25 protein-coding genes are annotated in these 20,910 nt (G+C 62.0%); 7 read left to right on the forward strand and 18 right to left on the reverse strand.

What is annotated here, in order from left to right:
• The first annotated feature begins 1 nt into the window (after position 1).
• A complete protein-coding gene (locus tag BLT26_RS10620; protein ID WP_175453091.1) occupies positions 2 to 262 on the forward strand; it encodes a cytochrome C oxidase subunit IV family protein in 261 nt (86 codons plus the stop codon).
• A 16-nt stretch (positions 263 to 278) separates the two neighbouring features.
• Here BLT26_RS10620 and BLT26_RS10625 read toward each other — a convergent pair whose 3' ends face one another.
• Positions 279 to 761, reverse strand: coding sequence for a macro domain-containing protein (locus tag BLT26_RS10625; protein WP_245720680.1), 483 nt, complete (start codon positions 759 to 761; stop codon positions 279 to 281).
• A gap of 267 nt (positions 762 to 1,028) precedes the next feature.
• Between BLT26_RS10625 and BLT26_RS10630 the strand changes: the two genes are divergently transcribed.
• Entirely contained in the window at positions 1,029 to 2,093 is a 1,065-nt protein-coding gene (locus tag BLT26_RS10630; RefSeq protein WP_091513485.1) for a GGDEF domain-containing protein, read from the forward strand.
• 19 nt (positions 2,094 to 2,112) lie between these two features.
• On the opposite strand, the gene BLT26_RS10635 is transcribed toward BLT26_RS10630, so the two are convergent.
• From BLT26_RS10635 to BLT26_RS10685, 11 genes are all read right to left on the reverse strand, one after another.
• The gene (locus BLT26_RS10635) at positions 2,113 to 2,898 is read right to left on the reverse strand and encodes an outer membrane protein (protein ID WP_091513489.1); all 786 of its coding nucleotides are present in this window, start codon (positions 2,896 to 2,898) and stop codon (positions 2,113 to 2,115) included.
• Positions 2,899 to 3,182: 284 nt separating this feature from the next.
• The gene (locus BLT26_RS10640; protein WP_139169502.1) at positions 3,183 to 3,383 is read right to left on the reverse strand and encodes a hypothetical protein; all 201 of its coding nucleotides are present in this window, start codon (positions 3,381 to 3,383) and stop codon (positions 3,183 to 3,185) included.
• 52 nt (positions 3,384 to 3,435) lie between these two features.
• On the reverse strand, positions 3,436 to 4,191 hold the full coding sequence (locus tag BLT26_RS10645; RefSeq protein WP_091513495.1) for a VIT1/CCC1 transporter family protein: 756 nt from the start codon (positions 4,189 to 4,191) through the stop codon (positions 3,436 to 3,438).
• A 48-nt stretch (positions 4,192 to 4,239) separates the two neighbouring features.
• Positions 4,240 to 5,166 carry a phytanoyl-CoA dioxygenase family protein gene (locus BLT26_RS10650; RefSeq protein ID WP_091513498.1) on the reverse strand — a complete coding sequence of 309 codons (927 nt, stop codon included), beginning with the start codon at positions 5,164 to 5,166 and terminating at the stop codon, positions 4,240 to 4,242.
• 348 nt (positions 5,167 to 5,514) lie between these two features.
• Positions 5,515 to 6,297, reverse strand: a complete 783-nt coding sequence (locus BLT26_RS10655) for a hypothetical protein (RefSeq protein ID WP_245720681.1) — start codon at positions 6,295 to 6,297, stop codon at positions 5,515 to 5,517.
• Positions 6,298 to 6,320: 23 nt separating this feature from the next.
• On the reverse strand, positions 6,321 to 7,472 hold the full coding sequence (locus tag BLT26_RS10660; RefSeq protein WP_091513503.1) for a PQQ-dependent sugar dehydrogenase: 1,152 nt from the start codon (positions 7,470 to 7,472) through the stop codon (positions 6,321 to 6,323).
• 150 nt (positions 7,473 to 7,622) lie between these two features.
• Positions 7,623 to 9,515 (reverse strand): DUF885 domain-containing protein, encoded by a 1,893-nt coding sequence (locus tag BLT26_RS10665; protein ID WP_091513507.1) that lies wholly within the window; start codon positions 9,513 to 9,515, stop codon positions 7,623 to 7,625.
• A 120-nt stretch (positions 9,516 to 9,635) separates the two neighbouring features.
• The gene (locus BLT26_RS10670) at positions 9,636 to 10,139 is read right to left on the reverse strand and encodes an MgtC/SapB family protein (protein WP_091513510.1); all 504 of its coding nucleotides are present in this window, start codon (positions 10,137 to 10,139) and stop codon (positions 9,636 to 9,638) included.
• Positions 10,132 to 10,974, reverse strand: a complete 843-nt coding sequence (locus tag BLT26_RS10675; protein WP_091513514.1) for a mechanosensitive ion channel family protein — start codon at positions 10,972 to 10,974, stop codon at positions 10,132 to 10,134. Before BLT26_RS10675 ends, BLT26_RS10670 begins: the two co-directional genes overlap by 8 nt.
• A gap of 82 nt (positions 10,975 to 11,056) precedes the next feature.
• A complete protein-coding gene (locus tag BLT26_RS10680; protein ID WP_091513519.1) occupies positions 11,057 to 11,650 on the reverse strand; it encodes a DNA-3-methyladenine glycosylase I in 594 nt (197 codons plus the stop codon).
• A gap of 199 nt (positions 11,651 to 11,849) precedes the next feature.
• Positions 11,850 to 12,863 (reverse strand): SDR family oxidoreductase, encoded by a 1,014-nt coding sequence (locus tag BLT26_RS10685; RefSeq protein WP_091513522.1) that lies wholly within the window; start codon positions 12,861 to 12,863, stop codon positions 11,850 to 11,852.
• 308 nt (positions 12,864 to 13,171) lie between these two features.
• Between BLT26_RS10685 and BLT26_RS10690 the strand changes: the two genes are divergently transcribed.
• Positions 13,172 to 15,361 (forward strand): Ig-like domain-containing protein, encoded by a 2,190-nt coding sequence (locus BLT26_RS10690; protein WP_139169504.1) that lies wholly within the window; start codon positions 13,172 to 13,174, stop codon positions 15,359 to 15,361.
• A 147-nt stretch (positions 15,362 to 15,508) separates the two neighbouring features.
• Positions 15,509 to 15,946 carry a D-aminoacyl-tRNA deacylase gene (dtd, locus tag BLT26_RS10695; RefSeq protein WP_091513529.1) on the forward strand — a complete coding sequence of 146 codons (438 nt, stop codon included), beginning with the start codon at positions 15,509 to 15,511 and terminating at the stop codon, positions 15,944 to 15,946.
• On the opposite strand, the gene BLT26_RS10700 is transcribed toward dtd, so the two are convergent.
• Entirely contained in the window at positions 15,829 to 17,037 is a 1,209-nt protein-coding gene (locus BLT26_RS10700) for an aminopeptidase (RefSeq protein ID WP_245720682.1), read from the reverse strand. The genes dtd and BLT26_RS10700 overlap by 118 nt on opposite strands.
• Before the next feature lie 43 nt (positions 17,038 to 17,080).
• On the opposite strand from BLT26_RS10700, the gene BLT26_RS10705 reads away from it, so the two are divergent.
• The 3 genes from BLT26_RS10705 (at position 17,081) to BLT26_RS10715 (ending at position 18,036) form a co-directional block, all read left to right on the forward strand.
• Positions 17,081 to 17,311, forward strand: coding sequence for a hypothetical protein (locus BLT26_RS10705; protein ID WP_091513536.1), 231 nt, complete (start codon positions 17,081 to 17,083; stop codon positions 17,309 to 17,311).
• 124 nt (positions 17,312 to 17,435) lie between these two features.
• Positions 17,436 to 17,564 (forward strand): DUF3149 domain-containing protein, encoded by a 129-nt coding sequence (locus BLT26_RS10710; RefSeq protein WP_091513539.1) that lies wholly within the window; start codon positions 17,436 to 17,438, stop codon positions 17,562 to 17,564.
• Between the two features lie 112 nt (positions 17,565 to 17,676).
• Positions 17,677 to 18,036 carry an MliC family protein gene (locus BLT26_RS10715; RefSeq protein WP_091513546.1) on the forward strand — a complete coding sequence of 120 codons (360 nt, stop codon included), beginning with the start codon at positions 17,677 to 17,679 and terminating at the stop codon, positions 18,034 to 18,036.
• An 8-nt stretch (positions 18,037 to 18,044) separates the two neighbouring features.
• On the opposite strand, the gene BLT26_RS10720 is transcribed toward BLT26_RS10715, so the two are convergent.
• From BLT26_RS10720 to BLT26_RS10740, 5 genes are all read right to left on the reverse strand, one after another.
• Positions 18,045 to 18,833: an esterase/lipase family protein gene (locus BLT26_RS10720; protein ID WP_217631425.1), complete on the reverse strand. Its 789-nt coding sequence runs from the start codon at positions 18,831 to 18,833 to the stop codon at positions 18,045 to 18,047.
• On the reverse strand, positions 18,826 to 19,566 hold the full coding sequence (gene tatC / locus BLT26_RS10725) for a twin-arginine translocase subunit TatC (protein WP_091513551.1): 741 nt from the start codon (positions 19,564 to 19,566) through the stop codon (positions 18,826 to 18,828). Before tatC ends, BLT26_RS10720 begins: the two co-directional genes overlap by 8 nt.
• Positions 19,563 to 20,084 (reverse strand): Sec-independent protein translocase protein TatB, encoded by a 522-nt coding sequence (tatB, locus tag BLT26_RS10730; RefSeq protein WP_091513558.1) that lies wholly within the window; start codon positions 20,082 to 20,084, stop codon positions 19,563 to 19,565. The genes tatC and tatB overlap by 4 nt, the downstream gene beginning before the upstream one ends.
• A gap of 45 nt (positions 20,085 to 20,129) precedes the next feature.
• On the reverse strand, positions 20,130 to 20,396 hold the full coding sequence (tatA, locus tag BLT26_RS10735) for a twin-arginine translocase TatA/TatE family subunit (RefSeq protein ID WP_091513563.1): 267 nt from the start codon (positions 20,394 to 20,396) through the stop codon (positions 20,130 to 20,132).
• A 154-nt stretch (positions 20,397 to 20,550) separates the two neighbouring features.
• Positions 20,551 to 20,904, reverse strand: a complete 354-nt coding sequence (locus BLT26_RS10740) for a phosphoribosyl-ATP diphosphatase (protein WP_091513566.1) — start codon at positions 20,902 to 20,904, stop codon at positions 20,551 to 20,553.
• Positions 20,905 to 20,910 lie beyond the last annotated feature (6 nt).

Raw genomic sequence — 20,910 nt, forward strand, 5'->3', positions numbered from 1 at the left:
CGTGAACTATCGCTCTGCAATTCTTTGCTGGCTGGCCCTGCTGGCGCTGCTCGCAGCCACCCTGGCGGCAGCCATGCTCGGTAATACCGCGTTGCGCTATACCCTGCACCTGTCGTGCGCAGTGGCGATGGCGGCGCTGGTGATGATCGTTTTCATGCGCCTTCGCTCTGCGGGCCAGATGCTGCGCCTTGTGGCCGTGGCCGGCCTGCTGTGGATTGCGCTGTTGATAATGCTGTCCATGGCGGATGTGCTGACGCGCTGAATATCCGGCGCCGGTGCTAGGCGTCAGGGAAAAAATCTTCTTTCACCCTGCGCCATTCTGCCAGGGCGGCAGGCGTGTGCAGGCATACCGTAAGCTGCTGGAATTCTCCCGCCCGTTTGGTCAGCACTTCAAGTGCCTGGTGCGCCGCAATACTGTGAGGAAAGCGATTGGTACCGGCGCCCAGCGCGGGAAACAGCAGCGTACCGATCCCCTTGCTGCGCGCCAGGTCGAGTACGCTCTGGTAGCACCGGCGCAGCTGCACCAATGCCTCAGCGCCCCACTGGTCGCCGCTGCTCCACTGGGGGGTTACCGTGTGCAACAGATATTCCGCCGGCAGGTTGTATGCCCGGGTGATCCGCGCCTCGCCAATACCGCACTCTGGCAGATTTTTACAGTCCGCGGCCAGTTGCGGGCCGCCAAGCTCATAGATCTGCGCCGAGAGCCCGCGGCCGCGCACCAGGTGCTTGTGCGCCGGACATACCAGTCCACCGGCACGCAATGTCAGGATATTTCCGCAAGTCAGCCTTAACGGTTCCAAGAGTCCGGGACTCCCTGTTCAATTTTCCCTAAAACTATAGCCATCGCTTTGGCACCACAACAATTCGCAATATACTTGGCGGCTGTTTTAAATATTTCAAATAGCGCGCCACTCGTCCCGGCAGTTTTGGTGATACAGGGCGCACGGAAAGCGTTAACCATTCGACACCCGGGTTCTGCCGGGGTCGCGGACCGATGGAGTAGCTGGTCCGTCTTCCAGGAACTACCAATGGGCTCAGGGCACCAGTTCAGCAGCGCGCAAAATCCGAGCATCAGGGCGGCCGAACTGGACCTGCGCCGCCGGGTCCAGGCCTCGGGATATATGTTGATATTCTCGCTGGCCATTACTGCAGCCATGGCAGTGCTGGCACTGACCGACGGCGCGATATGGCAGGCCCTGACCCTGTCCGGGGTTACCGTCCTGATCCTCGTTACCTATATCGGCATCAACCTGCTGGGACCGAGCAGCAAGACCCCGGCGGCTGTGACTTGCCTGCTGCTGATCCTCTACTTCTACCTTCTGCTCTCCGGGGGTGTGAACAATACCGGCCTGATGTGGGCCGTCATGCTGGTGCCGGGGTTCATCAACCTGTTCGGCTACCGTAACGGCACTCTCATACTGATGGCGGTGGGTGCCGCCACTGCCCTGGCACTCTTCTACCCCGACTTCCCGGGCCTGAAGGCCGAATACGACCTGGCCTATCGCGCGCGCTTCGTCGCGGTATTCGGCGCGTTGACCGCGCTCACGGCACTGCTCGACAGCAGTCGTGACGAGGCACAGAAACTGCTCAATACACTGACCGTTGAACTCGAAAACCACGCCAGCACTGACGCCCTGACCGGGCTCGCAAACCGGCGTGAGGCCTACCGCGCGCTACAGGAGCTGGAGCGCGCCGGACTCGGCTACACAGTGCTGGTTGGCGACCTGGACCATTTCAAGTCGCTCAATGACACGCGCGGCCATAATTTTGGCGACCGCGTGTTGAAGGATGTGGGCAAGGTGCTGCGCCGCAATACGCGCTCGGGGGACCTGGTGGCCCGCTGGGGTGGCGAGGAGTTCCTTGTCCTGCTGCCAAATACCGACGCGGCGGGGGGAGCAGTACTCGCCGAGAAACTGAGGGAGCGTGTGGAACGGCTCGGCCAGAATTACGATCCACCGGCGCGCCTCTCCATCAGTTTCGGTGTGGCCGGAGCCGGGGACGACGACCGCACCCAGTCCGAGCTGCTGGCCGAAGCTGACGCACGCATGTATCGCGCCAAGCACTCAGGCCGTAACCGGGTGGTTACGGCCTGAGTTCCAGCGTCCGTGCGAATCAATACATGGTGAAGTTCCAGCGGACACCGAGCTCCACAATCAGGCTCTCGGTCTCGATGTCGAATTCAGCCGGCAGCAACCGGGAATCGACTTCGGCATCATTAGCCTCGCGCCACCGCAGGCCGCCGAAGAATGTCAGCTCATCGCTGCACAGGTAGTTGAGGCCCGCCATGACCTGCCACGCGAACACGCTGTCGTCGTCATCGACAATGCGTACATCGGAAGGCTTGTAGTCCACGTCCACCCAGGCGTTGCCAATACCCGCACCGACATATGGCTGCCACTGGGTACCGGTATCGAAATCGTAATAGGCGTTGAAAAAGAGATAGTCGGCGCTGATATCCCCTTGACCACCATCAACTATCTCGCCCACAGTAAAGCCAAGCGGCGTCAACACCCCGCTCAGCAATACAGCGGCATCGACGCCGTCGATATTGAGACCGTCGACGCGCACATTCTTGTGGCCCTCCACATCGTGCTCGGCCCAGGCGTACTCTGCCTCGAAACGCCAGTCTTCCATGCGCCAGCCCAGAGCCAGCTGGACACCCCAGCTGTTATCAACATCGGTGTCCCACTGCAGGCGGGTACCGGCAGGAATGACTACACCGGCTGGAATAACAACACCCTCACCGGTGACAAAGTTACTGTTGAAGCGTCCGTCTGTATCGACATCATCCATGTCGTTCCAGCTGGCAGAGCCGCTTATATAGAAGTTTTCCGCATGGGCGGAAACAGAGGCCATGGCTGCCATTGCAGCCGCGATCATGAGTTTGCTGCTGAACATGATTACATCCTGTAATTGACCATTCGCAGGGGTATTTACGCAGTGAGGCTTACTGCGGACCTCCACCCGCGCTTACTTCCGTGTAAATGCGCGAAATTTTTTCCCGATAGATGGCCCGATACGCCGGACGATGCTTTAGGGAGGAAACTTTTTACACGCATCATGAATAACGATAGATCTCTCAGCCGCTTTTCCTCCAGTCGTTGAATATAATTTTTCAGGATTCATTCCGCGCCAGTTAGCCCCCGTTTGCCGGGGCCCGGTGCGGGACGGAGATATGCACATCAGAACTGCCAGCGCGTCGCGATCTCTGCCAGCAGGCTGTCCGCCGCCAGCTCGAATTCTGCCGGGAAGAGGCTGGCAGCCACTTGCATATCGTCTGTCTGTCGCCAGCGGAGGCCGCTGTATATTTCCAGCTGCGCAGTGAGCGCCAGGTTGACGCCACCCCTCAGTTGGTAGGCGAGCACGCTGCCTTCTTCATCCATAATGGTTACACCCGAGGGGCTGAAAACGACGTCCACACGCGCATTGCTGCATTCAGCTGACCGGCACCAGGCCCCGCAACAGAAAGCCCACCAGGAAAGCGAGCATCGCCGCACTGCCACCCAGCAGCAGCGTCCTGGCGCCGGCCCGCAGCAGAGGATTGCCGTTCACCCAGCCCTTGCAGAGACCAATGGCAAAAAAGGTAACCGCGGCCAGGGCACAGCTCAGGTAGAACTTCGCGTCCACCGGCCCCGCCTGCAGCAGGTAGGGCAGTAGCGGAAAGGCCCCGATCAGGACAAAGGCCAGAAACGTGACCAGTCCGGAGACTACCGGCTTGGCCGGTACGGAACTGATACCGTACTCCTCGGCGAGCATGGTATCGACCCACAGGCGCCGGTCACTACAGATGGTCGCCACCACCTCTTCGAGCGTATCGTCGCTAAACCCCTTTGCGGCGAAAATCTGGCGGATCTCCTCCCGCTCGCCCTCTGGCACCAGGTCGATGTGCCGTTCTTCGGTGCGGCGGGCGGCACGGGCATGCTCCAGCTGTGTATGCACTGACTCGTAATTACTGACCGCCATACTGAAGCCATCGGCCAACAGGTTGGAAAAACCCATGATGATTACCACCACCGACGGGAAGCCAGCGCCAAAGGCACCGGAGACGATGGCAAAGGTGGTGACACAGCCATCGATGGCCCCCAGCACGAAATCCGCGAGCTTGGGGGGACGCGGCTTCTGCTGTAGCCGGCGCGCGATATTTTCTGGCCGATGTTGGTGGCGCAGGGCTTCCCTGCCCTGATTTTCCATCTCTTGCTCCCTGCGAGTGTTTGGCCGGCTTGCCGCCCTTACCGCAGTTTAGACCGCCTCTTTCCAGTCACACGGACTGGCAGAGTCCATAGCCACCGAGACCGGTGCTGTGTCGCGGCTGCTGAGGAAATCCGGGCGCGGTTTCTGGCCGCCGAATGGCGCCACCGGGCGATTGTGCACGCTGTTATAGACACACATAGCCACCTGGCGGGGCTCGTTGGAGATATTGTCAGGGGAGCCATGCAGCAGGTTGCATTCGTGTATCACGAGCGTACCCGGCGCTCCGGTAATGGCGTGAATCTCCCGCTCGTTCAGGATGTCGTGCATGGTATCGGGCTCTGGTACGCCCAGTTTCTGCTCGCGCAGCGACGTCCTGTAATTGTCGGCTCCGGTACGGCCGCGGCAGGAGACATACAGGTGATGTGAACCGGGAATCACATAGAGCGGGCCGTTGCGCTCGTGGTTTTCCGTCAGCATGAGCCAGGCGGTAAGCGCGCGCATACGCGGCAAGCCGTCCTCAACGTGCCAGGTCTCAAAATCGGAATGCCACGCGAAGGACTTGCCGGTGAAGGCGGGCTTGTTGTTCACCCGCGACTGCATCATATAGACATCGGAGCCGAGCAGCTGACGCACGATCGGCAGCACGCGCGGATGGCGGAATAGGTTGGCCACCGTGGTGCTGAATCGGCAGGGGTTGAAGATTGTTCGCAGTTCGTTGCTCTGTGGCTCGCGCACCAGCTCCTGGCGGCCCGCCAGTTCAGTGCGCATAACTTCCACCTCGGTGCGGATCGGCTCCACCATTTCCGGCAAAAAGTCCGGGAAAACCAGGTAGCCGTTTTCCTCGTAGTGGCGCAGATCCTCCTGATCCAGCGGGTCTAAGCCATGCGGCAGCTCGCGGTGGTAAACGACCGGGTCTTGTCTGGGGATGATTTGTTCCCTGCCCCCGACTCGGGAAGGGTACAGATCATCATTCATAGGCTCTTATCCTCCTTTCGAAAATGTGCAGGTTGATGTGTTGGCGCAAGCCGCCATTATGGGTGCCGGCAGGATCAAGTACTGGCCCCCGCGGGAATTGCGCCCTGAATCGAGCCGGTCACGGGGACGGGCCCGGTAGAATAGTGACTGGCACCGGGGCGGGGTTGCCGCGCTTGGGTCGCGCCGCAAAGAAAAGAAACACTGCGAGTGCACGGGCCAGTCCGGGCGGGGAAATCTACCGGTTTTCCAGAAATTATGTCAACCGGCGCTCATGGCCCGGTTATTGTCGCGGGGAAATATCCCCGGCGAGCCGTTGAGCTCACCAGGGACGGGATGCGGGGAGGTTATCTACTTGCGTACGATAAAGCTGACCTGGTCCACGCCGGTGTTGCCGGTGCGGTCATCGAAAGCGTATACGAGCAGCTCGTATACACCCGGCTGGGTCGGTTCCAGCGAGGCGCTGAAGGTATTGTCGTCGGTCAACTTCAGTGGAATTGTCTTGAAGTCTTCGCCGTCTTTCTTGACCACGGCCGCCACTTCCATCTTGCTGCCGTCCCAGAGTCCGCCGTCCGTAACAGGACAACCGCACATCATCACCACATTCGCCCTGATCTCGAATGGGCCCTCGCTGAGCGACGCGTAGCGATGGGTCTGCGGGCTCAGGACATCCACGACCATGCCCGGAATTTCGATGACGAGCCCGTCGCCGTCGATATCCTTGCCCGGCACGAGCCAGGTCTGTGTGGTGGCCAGCACCCGCGCCTGCCTCTTGATGTAGGGTGCCAGCACCTCGACCGTGACGAGTTTCGGTTCGTCCAGCTCCAGCGAGGTACGGAAGGCGGCAGCCCCTTCGGCAATCGGCTGGTGGCGCCGGTGGGGCTGCTTCATGATCACCTCGGTATTGCCGGTACTGCCACTGGTCATTCCCTCGGCAAGGATGCGCCCCGAGGCCGCTTCGCGCACAATCACCCTGGCACCGCCGATGGAGGTGCCGATAAATTTTGCATCCTTCGCCCTGGCGCGGACCACCAGCTCAGTTGGCTCGGCCTGTACCGCGGCGATATCTCCCGCGAGCGTGAGCAGCGCGACACCGAATACCGCGAATATCTTCATTGCCGGTTTCATCAACATACCTCCTCCCTGTGCCATGGCGATCAACGACCTGCGGGCTCGAGGCGGAACAGGCCGCCGTCCGAAGTGTCATTGAGTAAATAGATATAACCGTCAGGGGCCTGGTAGACATCGCGGATGCGGCCAAGCTTACCTGCAAAAAGGGTCTCTGTAGCTTTCACCTTGTCCCCGTCGAGCTCGATACGCAACAGCTTTTCGCTGCCAAGGCCACCGGCGAGCAGGTTTCCCTGCCAGTTGGGAAAGATAGCGCTGTTTACATAGGCCAGCCCGGAGGGCGCAAAACGGCCTTCGTAGTAGTGCACGGCGTCGCGGGTACCGGGCGCCGTCTTCGCGCCAATCGCCTCGTCCCGGCTGTACTCTTTCGAGCGGGTGGCCCTGGGCCAACCATAGTTCACTCCGGGCTCGATCAGGTTCAGCTCATCACCGGTTCGGGCGGCGTGCTCACTGGCCCAGATGCGTCCGTCTTCCGCAACCACCAGGCCCTGGATATTGCGATTGCCGTAGCTGAAGATCTCAGCCAGGCCCTTCTTGTCACCGGCGAAAGGGTTGTCTTCAGGTGCGGCGCCGGTTTCCGTCAGGCGTAACACGCTGCCCGCGTGGTCGGTGATGTCCTGGGCGCGGGAACGGTCCACGCCGCGGTCACCGATAGTCATCAACAGGGTGCCGTCATCGCGCCAGGCCAGGCGCGAACCATAGTGGCGGCCGGGCGAGGAGAAGCGGTCCTGTACGAAAATCTCCTCGACCTTTTCCAGCCGCCCGTCACCGAGGCGGGCGCGGGCCAGCGCAGTGGCAGTGCCGCCATCGCCGGGCTTTGAATAGGTCAGGTAGATCCAGTCGTGCTCGCCATCGCCGTACTGCGGGTGCAGCGCCACGTCCAGCAGCCCGCCCTGGCCGAGGGCGGAAACTTCCGGCGTGCCGCCCAGATACTTAACCTCGCCGTCATCGACCAGCGCCAGTTTCCCGCGACGCTCGGTAACCAGGAATCGTCCGTCGGGTAACCGGGTCACGGCCCAGGGGTGATGCAGCCCCCCGGCCACCTTCACGATGCGGAAGTCGTGTTTCTCGCTCTCGATACGCTTTTCGACGACCTCGGCAGCAGAGACGTGGCCAGCGATAGTCACACATAGAGCCATCGTCAATCCGAGGCGGGCTGCCACCATCGACAGGTATTTCATTTTTCTCTCCTCACGGAATTTCCCGGTCCGCAGATGCTACTGCGCGCGCCCGGAGAACACAAAATTCCAATAGCGGGGAAGTGGGCCTCCGCTATGGCGGACACAAAAAAGCCGGGCTTTGCCCGGCTTTTTCTCATCCGATCATGGTGATCAGGATTGCTGGACCCCTTCGATCCAGCGGTTCACCCGCTTCTCCAGCATCGGCAGGGGCAGGGCGCCGCCACCGAGGATGGTGTCGTGGAATCCGCGGATATCGAACTTCTCGCCGAGGGTTTCCTTCGCCTTCTCGCGCAGCTCGAGGATTTTCAGCATGCCGATCTTGTAGGAGGTGGCCTGGCCCGGCAGGGTCAGGTAACGGCGCACCTCGGAGCGTACGGCGCCTTCCGGGATGGCGGAGTTTTCCAGGAAGTACTCCACTGCCTGGTCCTGGCTCCAGCCCTTGGCGTGCATGCCGGTGTCCACCACCAGGCGGATAGCCCGCCACATCTCGGCAGTCAGGCGGCCGAAGTCCTTGTAGGGATCCTCGAACTGGCCCATTTCCTTGGCGAGCTTCTCCGAGTACAGCGCCCAGCCCTCGATGTAGGGAGTGAAGTGGGCCTGGGTGCGGAATTTAGGGATATTCTCCAGCTCCTGGGCGATGGAGATCTGCATATGGTGACCCGGGCTGCCCTCGTGGTAGGTCACCGTCTCCATATCGGTGGTGGACAGCGCGCTCATGTCGGACATGTGCACGTAGTAGACACCGGGGCGCGAACCGTCCGGGGTTCCGGACTGGTAGTGCTGGGCACCGCCCGGCACCTCGCGGAAAGCCTCGACCCGCTTAACCTCCAGGCCCGCCTTGGGCAGGATGCCGAAGTATTGCGGCAGTTTTTTCTCGATGTCGTCGAGGAAGCCACGGGTCTCGGCCAGGTAGCCCTCGCGACCCTCGTCGGTGTTGGGGTAGTAGAACTGGTCGTCGGTGCGGATGAAAGTGAAGAACTCCTGGAGGGTGCCGTCGAAGTTCACCTGGTCCTTGATGCCTTCCATCTCCTTGCGGATCCGGGCAACCTCATCCAGGCCGATCTGGTGCACCTGGTCGGCGGTCAGCTCAAGGGTGGTGTAGTTGGCCAGGCGGTTGTTGTAGTAGGCCTCGCCATTCGGCAGGCTGGAGGCGCCCTTCGGCTCTTCGCTGGCATTGGCGCTATCTTCCTGCACCCAGGCAATGTAGGCCTCGTACGCAGGCTTGAATTCCTCGTTGAGGCTCTTCTCGACTTTGGCCAGCATTTCCCCGGCCTGTTTCTCGTCGATCTTGCCGTCTTCCTGCAGCGACTTGATCTTGCCCCTGGCGTCGGCCAGCAGCGGTGAATCCTCTTCACCGCCGAAGGGCTGGCCGGTGATGACCTTCTGCGCCCGCTCCACGGCCAGGTCATAGGCGAAGCGCGGCGGGCGGATGCCTTCCTGCGCTGAACGCTGGGCACGCTCGAGCAGCTGCTTCATGGCCCGGCTGACGCCGCCGATACGGGCGATATAGGCCTGCATGTCCTCGACGGTGTCCACCTTGTGCTGGTTGATCAGGAAGGTGGGCAGGGAAGCTTCCGGTCCATACAGCTCGCTGGCAAAGTAGGAATGGCCCCAGAAGGGCTTGTTGGCCTTCGCCTGCTCGTACTGGAATACCCACAGGTCGTAGGATTCCTTGCCGGCGGTGGTCAGCTTGTCGTAATCAAACTGCTCCTTGAGTTCGCGCACCGTCTCGGCCTTCCAGGCCAGCTCCTTCTCGTCCGCGGCCTCGCTCATGTCGTCGATCTGGTCGTACAGCTCCTTGCGGCCCAGGTAGCTGAGCTGGATGGGGCTGAACTGCAGCTGCTCTTCGTAGCGCTCGTTGAACCACTCGGTGAGGCGCTGCGTCTCCGCAACTGCGTCGGCAGAAGTGGTTGCGGTTTCGGTGGCCTGGGGGCCCTGCGCCTGCTCGGGCGCTACCGCGGTCTTGTCGTCGCCCTGGCAACCGCCGAGGATGGCAAGGGCCAGCAGGGTGGGGATAAAGGGGCTATGCAGTCTGGTTCGCATCTCGTTGCCTCGATCAATTTGTATACAGCGATTAAACGGCGGCTACTTTGACACGAAATGCCCCGAGAGTCGACGAACGGGTAACAGTTTCAGCAGAGCAGCCTGCGAGCAATGCCCGGGTCAGCCGCCGCTGGGATCGGCCTCACTGCCGGCGTCCCTACGGCGGCGCCAGCGCTTGTAGCGCGTGTGCACGCCGCGGGTCATGAGTGACGAGTAGTTCTCGAGGATATCCACCCCCAGCAGCACGAACAGCACCAGCCCAGCGAGCAGGACGGCAGTCCCGGGAACGCCAAAACCGATCAGCGCACCAATCGATGCCTGGACCCAGATGGTGGCCGCGGAGGTCACCCCCACCACAACTCCATCGCGCGCCAGCATGACACCGGCGCCGAGGAAGCCGATGCCGGTGATGACCTGGCCCAGTACCCGCGCCTGGTCGGCACCGCCGCCCAGGGAGCCGGCCAGCGCGGTGAAGGCGTAGGTGCCCAGCACAATCAGTATGGAGGTACGCATACCGACCGGCTTGCCGCGCAGCTGTCGCTCCAGGCCGATGGCCCCGGCGCACAACATCGCCGTTATCACACCGCCCCACGTCAACGGGGCGATGGTCAGCCACTCACTCATGTTCGGTCTTCTCTTGCGGCAGCTTCGCCGGCTGGTTGACGATATGCAGCTCCCGTTGCGGGAACGGGATGGTAAGCCCCTCGGCCTCCAGCGCCGGCTTCAGCTTCTCCATCAGGGACCAGTAGACATCCCAGTACTGGTCGGTGCGAGTCCAGGCGCGCAGGTGCAGGTTGACGGAACTGTCCGCCAGGGCGCGCACGGCAAAGGCCGGCTGCGGCTCCGGCAGGATCCGCTCGTCTTCTGCAACCAGCTGCTGCAGCACTCTGATACCGGTGCCGATACTGTCGCCGTAGGCGATGCTGGCCACAATCTCGATCCGGCGGGTGGGATTGCGACTGAAATTGGTAAGCGTCTGGCCCCAGACGTTGGCGTTGGGCGCGGAGATATACAGCCCGTCAACCGTATCGAGCTGGGTGGTGAACAGGCCCACCTCCCGCACGGTGCCGAGGGTGTCGCCAAACTGGATAAAGTCACCAACGCGGAACGGCCGCAGCCCCAGCACGATAAAGCCCGCGGCAATGTTCTGCAGCGTGTCCTTGAGGGCCAGGCCGACAGCGATACCGGCGGCGCCGAGCAGGGCAACCAGGCTGGTGGTATTCACCCCAAAGCGATCCAGGATCACCAGCAGGCCCACAATGTAGACAGCCCACACCGCCATATTGGCGAGTACCGGTATCAGCGTCGCGTCCAGGCGGCCGGATAGCCTGCGCACGCCGCGGCGCGTGAGTCGCGCGGCAATGAAGGTAACCACCAGCACCAGGATGGCTTCAGCGATATTAATAGCCAGTGCCATCAGCTGCGGCCAGTACTCATCGACGAGTTGGTTGAAATCCATCTTCCCATTTCTCCACTGGAAAAATCAGCTCAGGGCCACAGCATACGGCAAACCCTGTTCAGGCTGCACGTTTCACTATGTCTCAGAGCAGGCCCATCTGCCGCGCCTGCTCCAGGCACGGATCACGCGCGGGGCAGCCGAGCAGGTGGTCGTTCACCATACCAGTGGCCTGCATATGGGCGTACATGATGGTGGAACCCACGAACGCGAAGCCCGCCCTCTTCAGCGCCTGGCTCATGGCATCGGATTCCGGGGTGGTGGCCGGCACCTCCGCCAGGCTGCGGAATTCGTTCACCAGCACGCGGCCGTCGGTGAATCGCCACAGGAACCCGGCCAGGCTCTCACCGCGCTCGCGCAGCGCCAGGTAGGCGCGGGCATTCTTTACCGCACCCTCCACCTTGCGACGATTGCGGATAATGCCCGGGTCCTGCAGCAGCACTTCAATTTTCTGCTCGTCGTAGCGTGCAATCTTCTCCGGATCGAAGCCGTCGAAGGCGGTGCGGTAGTTTTCCCGCTTGTTCAGTACGGTGATCCAGGACAGCCCCGCCTGGGCACCCTCGAGAACCAGGAACTCGAATAGCTGGCGATCATCAATAAGGGGCCGGCCCCACTCCCGGTCGTGGTATTCCCGGTAGAGGGGAGTGGAGAGGCACCAGTCGCAGCGTTTCTCTTCCATGGTTCTCGTGCCTTCAAAAAAATCTGTCGGTCGGCCCCGGCTTCGGCGTGCACGACCGCGGGCGAATCGCGGGCATGGCCCGCTCCTACAGCCGGACACTAGCCGGGGCGGAGTTACTGGGTCCCGGTGAAGAAATAGTGCTGGATAAGTTGCAGCACCAGCAGCGCCATTACCAGGATAAAGACAATATTGTTGCGATTCATAAGTCCCCTGTTGCCGCACCTGCCTGTGGCACCGACAGCAATCCCTGTTCCAAAAGCCAGTCGCGGCTCTCGGCCAGCATCTGCTCAAGCTCGACATCAGTCCGGTAACCCAGCTCACGGCTAGCTTTTGCGCTGCTGGCCGTTACGCGCCGGGTGATTATCGCCGCTTTCTCCGGCGTCACTGCGGGCTCGCGCCCGGTGAGGCGCGAGACCCAATCATTCATCCGCGCCAGTGCGCGAATGGCCAGGGCAGGCGTGGTCCGCCGCGGTGCCGGCTTGCCCACCAGGCGGGCAATGGTGGCAAAGAACTCCAGGAAGGTCGCGTCCGTTCCGGCCAGGATATAGTTCTCCCCGCTACGGCCGCGGTGGAACGCGCTGATGTGCGCACGCGCTACTTCCGCCGCGTGGCAAAAAGAGCCCGCACCGGGCGGCACCCCCGGCAGGCGGTCCCCGGCGATCATGTAGAAAGCCTGCGCCCAGCTGCCGGTATCGTATTTGCCCACGATAGCGCAAGGGTTCAGGAATACCGCATCCAGGCCCTGCCCGATCTCCTCGCGTACGGCCTGCTCCGCTCGCTTCTTGGTGTACAGGTAGTGGTGGCGCGGGTCATCGGCCAGCTGCGGGCTCTCTTCGGTGATGAGCTCTGTGTGGTAGCCGTAGGCGGAAATGGAACTGGTCACTACCATGCGCCCGGCGCCTTTCTCGCGGGCAACGCGGGCAACGTTGGCCGAGCCCACCACGTTGTCGCGCCACTGCCGAGCATTGCCGCCGCGCCACATGCTGGTGTTCCCGGCCACATGGAACACCGCGTCCACGCCCGCGGGCAGCACCGCGCGGAGCGAGTCGATGTCGTCGAGCGAGGCCTCGACCGGCGCGACGCCGGGGCGGTCGAGCAGGCGCGTATCGGAGCCGGGGCGATGCATGGCGGTCACCTGCCAGCCTTCTGCCAGCAGCTGCTCGATCAGGTTGGCACCGAGAAAGCCGGTGCCGCCGGTGACAAATGCGTGCATTTTCAAGCTCTCGCGGTTAGTCGTTGTCGATCTGCCAGATCGGGCAGCCATCTTACCCGGCGCCGCCAGCGATACCACCCGGCCATACAGCAAGGATCATTCGAGAGTACTCGTCATAAATTCGGAAAGATAGTTTGACCGGACGCACAGTTTTCCAACAACAGGATTACAGGGCATTTCATTTGCTATCGCCCACCTGTTCTATCCGATATATTTCTGGCACGACGGTACGTGATCGACTCCATTAAACCTCGCTGCGCACCGACCTATCAAAAATACCAAAAATAATTCGAATAGGGGAGTTTACCTTGCCTTTCATCCAAGTACAGAAGCTACTTAAAAACCTGTCTTTCCTACCGCTCTGCCTGGCCATAGCGGCCTGTGGCGGAGGCGGCGATAGCGGCGGTGGTGATAACCAAGATCCCGGCCAGCAACCGCCGGCCAATTCTGCCCCGTCTGCAATGGATGATGCGGTTGCCATCTCCCACAAGGCCGGGGAGTTAGCCATCGACGTCCTCGCTAATGACTCCGACAGCGACGGCGATACGCTGACCATCACCTCGGTTGGTAATTCAGCCCGGGGAGTCACTCCGGTTATCGAGAATGGCATGATCCGCTATGGCCTGCCTGCAGATTTCATCGGGACAGATGAGTTTACCTACACCATCAGTGATGGAGCGGAGGAGGCCAGTGCGACAGTATCTGTCACCATTCGCGCGGATATTACGGTTTCCGGCCTGATCGGTGAGGCGGTCTCTGGAGCCGGCACCGTGACTGTTACGGTGGGAGGGCAAGCCTACCCAGCCAGGCTCGAGGGCAATCGCTTCTCGGCGGTAATTCCCGACACTTCACCGGATGATGTGGTCAGCGTAAACGCACAGTTTTCACAAACCGACATCGGCAAGCCGATCGTGCTGAAGTCGTTCGCGGGCATCGCGTCCAAGCTCAGTGAGCTGGCCGTCACTGGCAAGGTCACCGAAAAGGAGGCAGCGGGCCTCTATGTTTCAGCTGCCACAACCAGCGTGGCCGCTGCTATCGAGCGTGCGGCGGGCGGCATCCCGGAGGTAGCTGGCGAACTGATCGGCGCTTCCCAGATGCTGCCCCAGCAACTCATTATTGAGGGCGCGGTGGCAATCAAATCCATCCTCGCCGGTGATAAATGGGAAACTTTCACCCAACAGGATACCTATGGCCTGCTCAAGGATTATCCCACCGGGATCCTTATCGGCGAGTCGCTGCGCGACCAGGATTCCGCAAAGTATGAAGCGTATCTGTCAGCCATAGTTGAAGACGAAAACCAGGCGATACCGGTAGCCGGCTACGATCAGGCGGAACTGCTCTTTATACAGAGCTATCCCGAGCTCAACCGACCCGGGGGCTTCGTGGTCCAGTTATCAGGTGGCACCAGTGGGAATGGCTACCTAGCCACAAGTCTGATGGCCAAAACGGACGACAACTCTGTTACGTTCCATCTGTCAGGCCTGGAGACACTGGTCGATACGACTGGAGTCTACACATCCGAGACGTTTAACGATAACCGGGAAGTCTGCGCCCCGAACGAGTACGGACAGTATTCGGCAACCCGGACGGGCAAAGTGCTCCGAAAGTACATTGATAGCGCCACTTTCTCTGCATACGAGATAGTGGATATCTATAGCTGCGACACTACCAACGGGGCTTTTGAAACCGACCGTTCTTTTGCCCAGGTAAACGCTTTCACTTCGGGCGATATCCGGTCCGTCACCCAGAACAGTTTTGCCATCGGCACCTATCTCCACAAGGATCCCACGGTCTACGGTAATTCTGATCTCTGGCAGGCGGTGATCGTGCAACCAAATTCAAGCGGCTCGGTAACCCAGCGATTCGATTTCAATAGCGGCTATACCGATAACGGCGCCATCACCTATCCGCGGGAACGTATGGCGCTCAATATGAACAGGGGGGATTACATAGAATACGTCCCCCTGGGAATGGATGGTGTCGCACTCCGGGTGCGCGGCGTCCTGAAGCGCGCTGATGGTTCCGCGGCATCTGTGGGTGGTGATTTCATCGTGCCGATTAGCAGCACCCCTACCTTGCCACTGCCCTCGAAACTGTTGCTGGACCATGCGATATTCGCTATCGGCGATACCTCTTCTGCTTATTATGAATACGGGTTCGGGTTCGATTTCCTGGCTGACAATACCGGCTACCAGCTTTTCCGCATGTCTGGCACGTATGTACGCACGTCAGGTTTCAAATGGACCCAGCAAGACAGCTATCTGGACCTGCGCTACTTCGTAGACGGGTCTGGCAACACTGCCCCACCAACATGCACGGAGGGTGAGCCCGATTGCGTAGAGTGGTCATTCCGGGAGTTTGAACCACTGGCGGGGGATAATGGTGGCTACTTTATGCGGACCTACCAGGAGAGGGATAACTCAAAGCGGTTCGGTCAGGAGCCTGGCACAGATGTTTGGATCTCGAGTTATATCGATCGCTTCTCGGTAGAACCCTGATCCCCCAATTGACCCGCCCCGTCAGGGGCGGGGACGCCCCTTCATTAACCCCTGTCTCACGAATTCCGCCTCAACTTTTTTCCACTCCGACAGTCGGCTAACCTATGGCCCCTCAGATTTATCGACAGTAGCAGGAGATAGAGCGCAATGAAGGGCCTGATCCAGCGGGTAAGCCACGCAAAAGTAGAAGTCGAGGGTGAGGTCGTTGGGGCCATCGACCACGGCCTGCTGCTGTTGCTGGGTGTCGAGGCAGTCGACGACCGCGCCAGCGCCGACAAACTGCTGCACAAGGTGCTGCACTACCGCGTATTCGGCGACGAGCAGGGGCGCATGAACCTGAATGTGCAGCAGGCGGGCGGCGGGCTGCTGGTGGTCAGCCAGTTCACCCTGGTGGCCGACACTGCCAGGGGGCTGCGCCCCAGTTTCAGCCGCGGCGCCAACCCGCAGCAGGCTGAGGAGCTCTACGATTATTTCGTCGAGCGGGCCCGCGACCTGCTGCCGGCGGTTGCCAGTGGCATGTTCGCGGCCGACATGCAGGTCTCGCTGTCGAACGACGGCCCGGTGACCTTCCTGCTGGAAAGCTGATTCCCGGCAGCCAGCGCATTCAGCTCGAGGTTGCGCTCCTCCTTTTCCAGCTTGCCGAGCCGCTCGGTGGCCTCGTAGAAGGCCTCCCAGCTGCCCGACCGGCGATAGAGTTCCTCGAATGCCGGGACCCGCGACTCATACTCCGATGCCAGCGCCAGCGTGGCGTTATTGGTCTTGTCGATATAGGCCTGGTAGCGGGTGGGGTTGGGCCAGCCGGCCGACATCTTGCGGTAACAGGCGCGCAGGCGGGCCAGCACTTCCTGCTTGCGGGCGCGCATGATGTGCTCTTCCATGCCCGAGTCGTAGATTACTTCGAGGCGTTTGCGGGCGCTGGCCATCAGCTGGCGCACCGCCTGTGCCTGGGCGGTGCGGTCCGGGGCAGGTCCGGTCATACCCTGGCGCCGGCGCCAGTCCGGCAGTGCCAGGCGGGACACGGCGGTGGCGAAGCTCTCGTTGAACTTCGTGTCGTTGGCGATATACACACGCCGGTGGGCCAGCTCGTGAAACAGCAGGCCGGCCAGGCGATCCTCCGGCCAGTTGACGAAACTGGACAGCACCGGGTCGTCGAACCAGCCCAGGGTACTGTACGCCGGCACCGGCCCCAGGTAGACGTCGAAACCTTCCTCCGTCAGTTGCCGGCCCTTCGCGACCGCATCCTCCCTGTCAAAGTACCCCCGGTAGCTGGCGCAGCCGGCGACGGGATAACACCAGCGCTTCGGCTCCAGGGAAAACTCGGGCGCTGCCAGCACATTCCACAGGGGGTAGTCGCTGGCCAGCTTCACGTAGGCGCCGTAAGCATCACCTACCGGTAGCTTCAGTTCGCCGCTGGCGTAACCGCGGATAGCCTGCACCAGTCGCAACCGCTCTTGCAGCGCGACGTCGGTGTCGTCTGCGTCGATCACCCGCTCCAGCGGCTGGCGCGCAGCCAGGATGCGCAGCTGGCCGGTAGCGGCCTGGGTATAGTAGCTGGCGGTCTCGCAGCCGCTGAGCAGCGCGGCGGCCAGCAGCGCCACACCGGCCACACCGCACAGCGCGGCGCGGGAAAGCCGGTGGTAAAGGCGGCGAAGGTTGTGGCGGAGACTGATATACACTCAGCTATACCCCTATCCCTGTAGTGCGACCGAGGACAGTGACATGGAGCCCGTCGCTGCGGTAATGACAGTATTCGGCATCGTCTTTGCCGCACTCGGCTGGCTGCGGCTGTTGGCGGTATGCTTTCGGGAGCACCCCGCGCTGGGGCTGGTGGCGGTACTGCTGCCGCCACTGGCCCTGGTTTTCATGGCGCCCCGCTGGCGCGAGGAGCGCGAGTTGTTCCTGCTGGTGCTGGCGGCAGTGATCTTCTCCAGCATAGCTATCGTTTTCTGATCCCACCCCGACCCGACCCCGGCGGGCAAAGTGCCAAAATACCCACCCCTTGATACAGGTCAATTCCGCTCCCTGGCCCGATCTTACACTTGCTGCAGGTAAGACAAGATTTGAGGAACCAGAGATGGACGCACTGATCGACCTGTTCACCAGCTTCTCCGGCCTGCTGAGCCTCGGCATCGTCGGCTTCATCCTGCTGATGGGCGCCTACCTGACCCGGTTTGCCCTGCGCAAAATGGACGAGGGCCAGTAAACCCGGGGCACGGCCGGGACGCGTAACGGCAAACAGGAATTCGGCGGGCGACGGAATTTTTCCCGATCCGGGGGCTCCAAGAGAGCATTGCTGTAATCGGGAAACCACCGTCATGAATCGCGCCCTCGCTGCCCTGACCGCTTGTGCCATCCTGGTCCCGGCCGCCTGTGATTCCGGCACCGGAAAGAGCGGCGGCGCCGTCGAGACGCGGGTCTACCGGTGCGAGAGCGGTGACCAGCTGGAGGTAAAATACCTCATCCCCGCCCAGGGGCCCGCCGCGGCCACCATGACTTACGGCAACAAGCTTATCTCCATGCACCAGGAGCCGGCGGCTTCGGGTGTGCTGTTCGTCGCCGACAAGGGCTTCCCTGACTACCGCTGGCACACCAAGGGGCGCAGCGGCACCCTGGTCCTGCACCGGTCCGGCAACGGCGAGGGCGAGGTGCTGCTGGGCGAGTGCACCGCGCCCTGACACCCCGGTCAGTGCCCGCAGGCGTACTCCCTGGCCGTCTCCCCGACAAAATATCCCCGCCACAGGAACCGCAGCGACTGCTCGATCACATCGGCGTCCAGCATGATCCTGCCGTGGGTCAGCGGCACCACATAGAAGGCGCACATGCCCTCGACTTTCGCGCTCTCCACCCGGATCCGGCCGTCGTCCGGGCCCTCGAGTATGGCCGAGGCGAAGGGGTTGCGGCTGCGGTCACCGGTAATTACCCCCAGCTCGAACCGTACCGGCCCCATCTGCAGGGGCAGGCTGCCCTCGCCCGTGCCCATCTGGCGGCCGGCAGGGCCATTCACATCCTTGATCCAGGGGATGTGGTCCAGCCAGTCACCCACGCGGCTGCCCTGGTTCGGGGGCGCCAGCATCACCACCCGCCCCAGCCCTGCCACGGACCTGTTGCGGTAGTAGTAGCGCACCAGCAGGCCGCCCATGGAGTGGGTGACAAAATTCACCGGCGCCGCGCCGGCCTGCGCGCAGCGCGCCAGCCCGGCCTCCACAGCCTCGACCGCCAGCTCCTGTATCGGCCCCTTGCGGGAGGGGTAGTCGATATTCACGGTATGGAAACCCGCCGCTGCCAGGCGCTGCTGCAGGGGTACCATGCTGGCGGCATCCTTGGTGAGCCCGTGCAGCAGGATTACGCACTCGGGACCGGCCACTGCCGGGCGGGGCAGCAGGGCTGACAGAAACAGGAGAAGAGGGATGAGGCAGGCCGCGGGGCCCGCGCGGGCGGGGAGAGGGATGCCGGCGCCAGGCGCCTCAGGCATTTTCTTCCCATTCGCGGCCCTTGACCCAGCGGCCGAAGAATACCCCCACCTCGAACAGCAGCCACATGGGGACTGCCAGCAGCGACTGGGAGATCACATCCGGCGGTGTCAGCAGCATGCCCACCAGGAAGCAGCCCACGATCACGTAGGGACGCTTGCGCGCCAGTGTGGCGGCGTCCACCGCGCCGCTCGCAATCAGCAGCAGGGTGGCGATGGGGATCTCGAACGCAAAGCCGAAGGCGAAGAACAGTTTCAGTACCAGGTCCAGGTAGGCGCGCATGTCCGGCATCACCTTGATGTCGGCGTGCGCGGTACCAATGAAGAAATCGAACAGGATGGGGAACACCACGTAGTAGGCGAAGGCCATCCCGGCATAGAACAGGATGATACTGCTGACCAGGATGGGTATCGCCAGCCGCTTCTCGTTGCGGTACAGGCCCGGGGCAATAAAGGCCCACGCCTGGTAGAGCACGAAGGGCACCGCGATGAAGAAGGCCAGCACGAAGGTGGTCTTGAACGGGGTGAGGAAAGTGGAGGTCACCTCGGTGGCGATCATGCCGGCGCCCTCGGTCAGGCGCGCCTGCAGGGGATCGGCCACAAAGTCGTAGATCTCTGCGGCGAAAGGCACCATGCAGGCGAAGATCGCCACTACCACCACGAAGATTTTCAGCAGGCGATTGCGCAGCTCGATCAGGTGGTCGATGAATGGCTGGTTCGATTGCTCGTCACTCATGAGTGGCTGTCTTTGTCCTTGTTCCCGGCGCTGTCCGCAGCCTCTTCCCGCTCTGCCCGGGCCAGGTTGTCCGGGTGGTCCTCCACCAGGTCCGGGTCGCCGTAGTCATGCCAGTGCTCGGGATACTCCGGGTCCTGCAGGTCTTCGGCGTCCTCGTCCTGCTCCGGCAGGTAGTCCTCGGCATCATCGCTGGGATGGGAGGGGTTGTACTCGACAGTTTCCGCCACCGGCTGGGGCTCCGGCCTGGTAGCCGCCGGGGACGGCTCGCGCAGTGATTCCTCCACCTCGCGCCGGCTCTCCTCCAGCTCGCGCATGATGCGCTCGTTGTGCAGCTCGCGGCGGATATCGTCGGCGCCCACCTCGCGCTCCAGCTCATCCTTCGCATTCTGCAGGGTGCGCTTCAACCCTGACCACCAGCGTGCCGTGGTGCGGATGGCATCGGGCAGGCGCTCGGGCCCAACTACCAGCAGGCCCACTACGCCAACCAGCAGGAGTTCAAAAAAGCCGATATCAAACACGCGCCGGTGCTCCCCTTACTTGTCCTCGGATTAGTTGTCCGCGGATTACTTGTCCCGGGACTGCTTGTCCTTGTCCTTCACGGACTCGCCGGATGCCGGCTCCTTCTCGTTCTGGCCGAGGCGACCGGGCTCCTTCGACTCCTCGTCGAAGTCCTCGTCCTTCTTGTCCTCGTCCTTGATCGCTTTCTTGAAGCCCTTGATGGCACCGCCCAGGTCCCCACCGAGGTTCTTGAGCCGCTTGGTGCCGAACAGCAGCAGCACGATTACCAGAATAATCAGCAACTGCCAGATACTAATTCCGCCAAAACCCATAATTTTCTCCTGATAATCACTGTGCTACCGGGCCAGCTGTTCCGGTGCGGGTTTCTGTGGTGGACGGCGGCGGCCGTCCCTATGGTTATTCTATTCTTACGGTTGCCAGAAGGCGCCCCCGCCTTATAGCCACTTTCGCGACCTCTCTCTATACCTACTGGGAGGTACCGCGCTGGGAGGTGCCGCGGGCGGCCTTCTCCTCGAGGCCCGACAGGCCAAAGCGCCGGCCGAGTTCGCGCAGCACATCCTGCGAGTCCGCGCCCAGGTGGGACAGCATCACCAGCGAATGGAACCACAGGTCGGCGGTCTCGGCGACCAGCGCCTGGCGCTCGCCGTCGCGCTCGGCATCCTTCGCGGCCAGGATCACCTCGGTGGCCTCCTCGCCAACCTTCTCCAGGATCTTGTTCAGGCCCTTCGCGTGCAGGCTGGCAACGTAGGAGTCGCCGGCATCGGCGTCGCGCTTGCGGCTCTCGAGCACCGCATCCAGTTCTCGCAGCAGGTCACTCATAGGTAT

Origin of the sequence: Microbulbifer yueqingensis (genome assembly GCF_900100355.1) — a bacterium.
Classification (GTDB): Bacteria; Pseudomonadota; Gammaproteobacteria; order Pseudomonadales; family Cellvibrionaceae; genus Microbulbifer; species Microbulbifer yueqingensis.

Coding starts and splice junctions, on each gene's coding strand:
- dtd (WP_091513529.1), top strand. CDS start 15,509: ATGAAGGGCCTGATCCAGCGGGTAAGCCACGCAAAAGTAGAAGTCGAG.
- BLT26_RS10710 (WP_091513539.1), top strand. CDS start 17,436: ATGGACGCACTGATCGACCTGTTCACCAGCTTCTCCGGCCTGCTGAGC.
- BLT26_RS10640 (WP_139169502.1), bottom strand. CDS start 3,383: ATGGATGAAGAAGGCAGCGTGCTCGCCTACCAACTGAGGGGTGGCGTC.
- BLT26_RS10715 (WP_091513546.1), top strand. CDS start 17,677: ATGAATCGCGCCCTCGCTGCCCTGACCGCTTGTGCCATCCTGGTCCCG.
- BLT26_RS10685 (WP_091513522.1), bottom strand. CDS start 12,863: ATGCACGCATTTGTCACCGGCGGCACCGGCTTTCTCGGTGCCAACCTG.
- BLT26_RS10630 (WP_091513485.1), top strand. CDS start 1,029: ATGGGCTCAGGGCACCAGTTCAGCAGCGCGCAAAATCCGAGCATCAGG.
- BLT26_RS10720 (WP_217631425.1), bottom strand. CDS start 18,833: ATGCCTGAGGCGCCTGGCGCCGGCATCCCTCTCCCCGCCCGCGCGGGC.
- BLT26_RS10665 (WP_091513507.1), bottom strand. CDS start 9,515: ATGCGAACCAGACTGCATAGCCCCTTTATCCCCACCCTGCTGGCCCTT.
- BLT26_RS10675 (WP_091513514.1), bottom strand. CDS start 10,974: ATGGATTTCAACCAACTCGTCGATGAGTACTGGCCGCAGCTGATGGCA.
- BLT26_RS10635 (WP_091513489.1), bottom strand. CDS start 2,898: ATGTTCAGCAGCAAACTCATGATCGCGGCTGCAATGGCAGCCATGGCC.
- BLT26_RS10670 (WP_091513510.1), bottom strand. CDS start 10,139: ATGAGTGAGTGGCTGACCATCGCCCCGTTGACGTGGGGCGGTGTGATA.
- tatC (WP_091513551.1), bottom strand. CDS start 19,566: ATGAGTGACGAGCAATCGAACCAGCCATTCATCGACCACCTGATCGAG.
- BLT26_RS10655 (WP_245720681.1), bottom strand. CDS start 6,297: ATGTTGATGAAACCGGCAATGAAGATATTCGCGGTATTCGGTGTCGCG.
- BLT26_RS10740 (WP_091513566.1), bottom strand. CDS start 20,904: ATGAGTGACCTGCTGCGAGAACTGGATGCGGTGCTCGAGAGCCGCAAG.
- BLT26_RS10660 (WP_091513503.1), bottom strand. CDS start 7,472: ATGAAATACCTGTCGATGGTGGCAGCCCGCCTCGGATTGACGATGGCT.
- BLT26_RS10680 (WP_091513519.1), bottom strand. CDS start 11,650: ATGGAAGAGAAACGCTGCGACTGGTGCCTCTCCACTCCCCTCTACCGG.
- BLT26_RS10650 (WP_091513498.1), bottom strand. CDS start 5,166: ATGAATGATGATCTGTACCCTTCCCGAGTCGGGGGCAGGGAACAAATC.
- tatA (WP_091513563.1), bottom strand. CDS start 20,396: ATGGGTTTTGGCGGAATTAGTATCTGGCAGTTGCTGATTATTCTGGTA.
- BLT26_RS10645 (WP_091513495.1), bottom strand. CDS start 4,191: ATGGAAAATCAGGGCAGGGAAGCCCTGCGCCACCAACATCGGCCAGAA.
- BLT26_RS10705 (WP_091513536.1), top strand. CDS start 17,081: ATGGAGCCCGTCGCTGCGGTAATGACAGTATTCGGCATCGTCTTTGCC.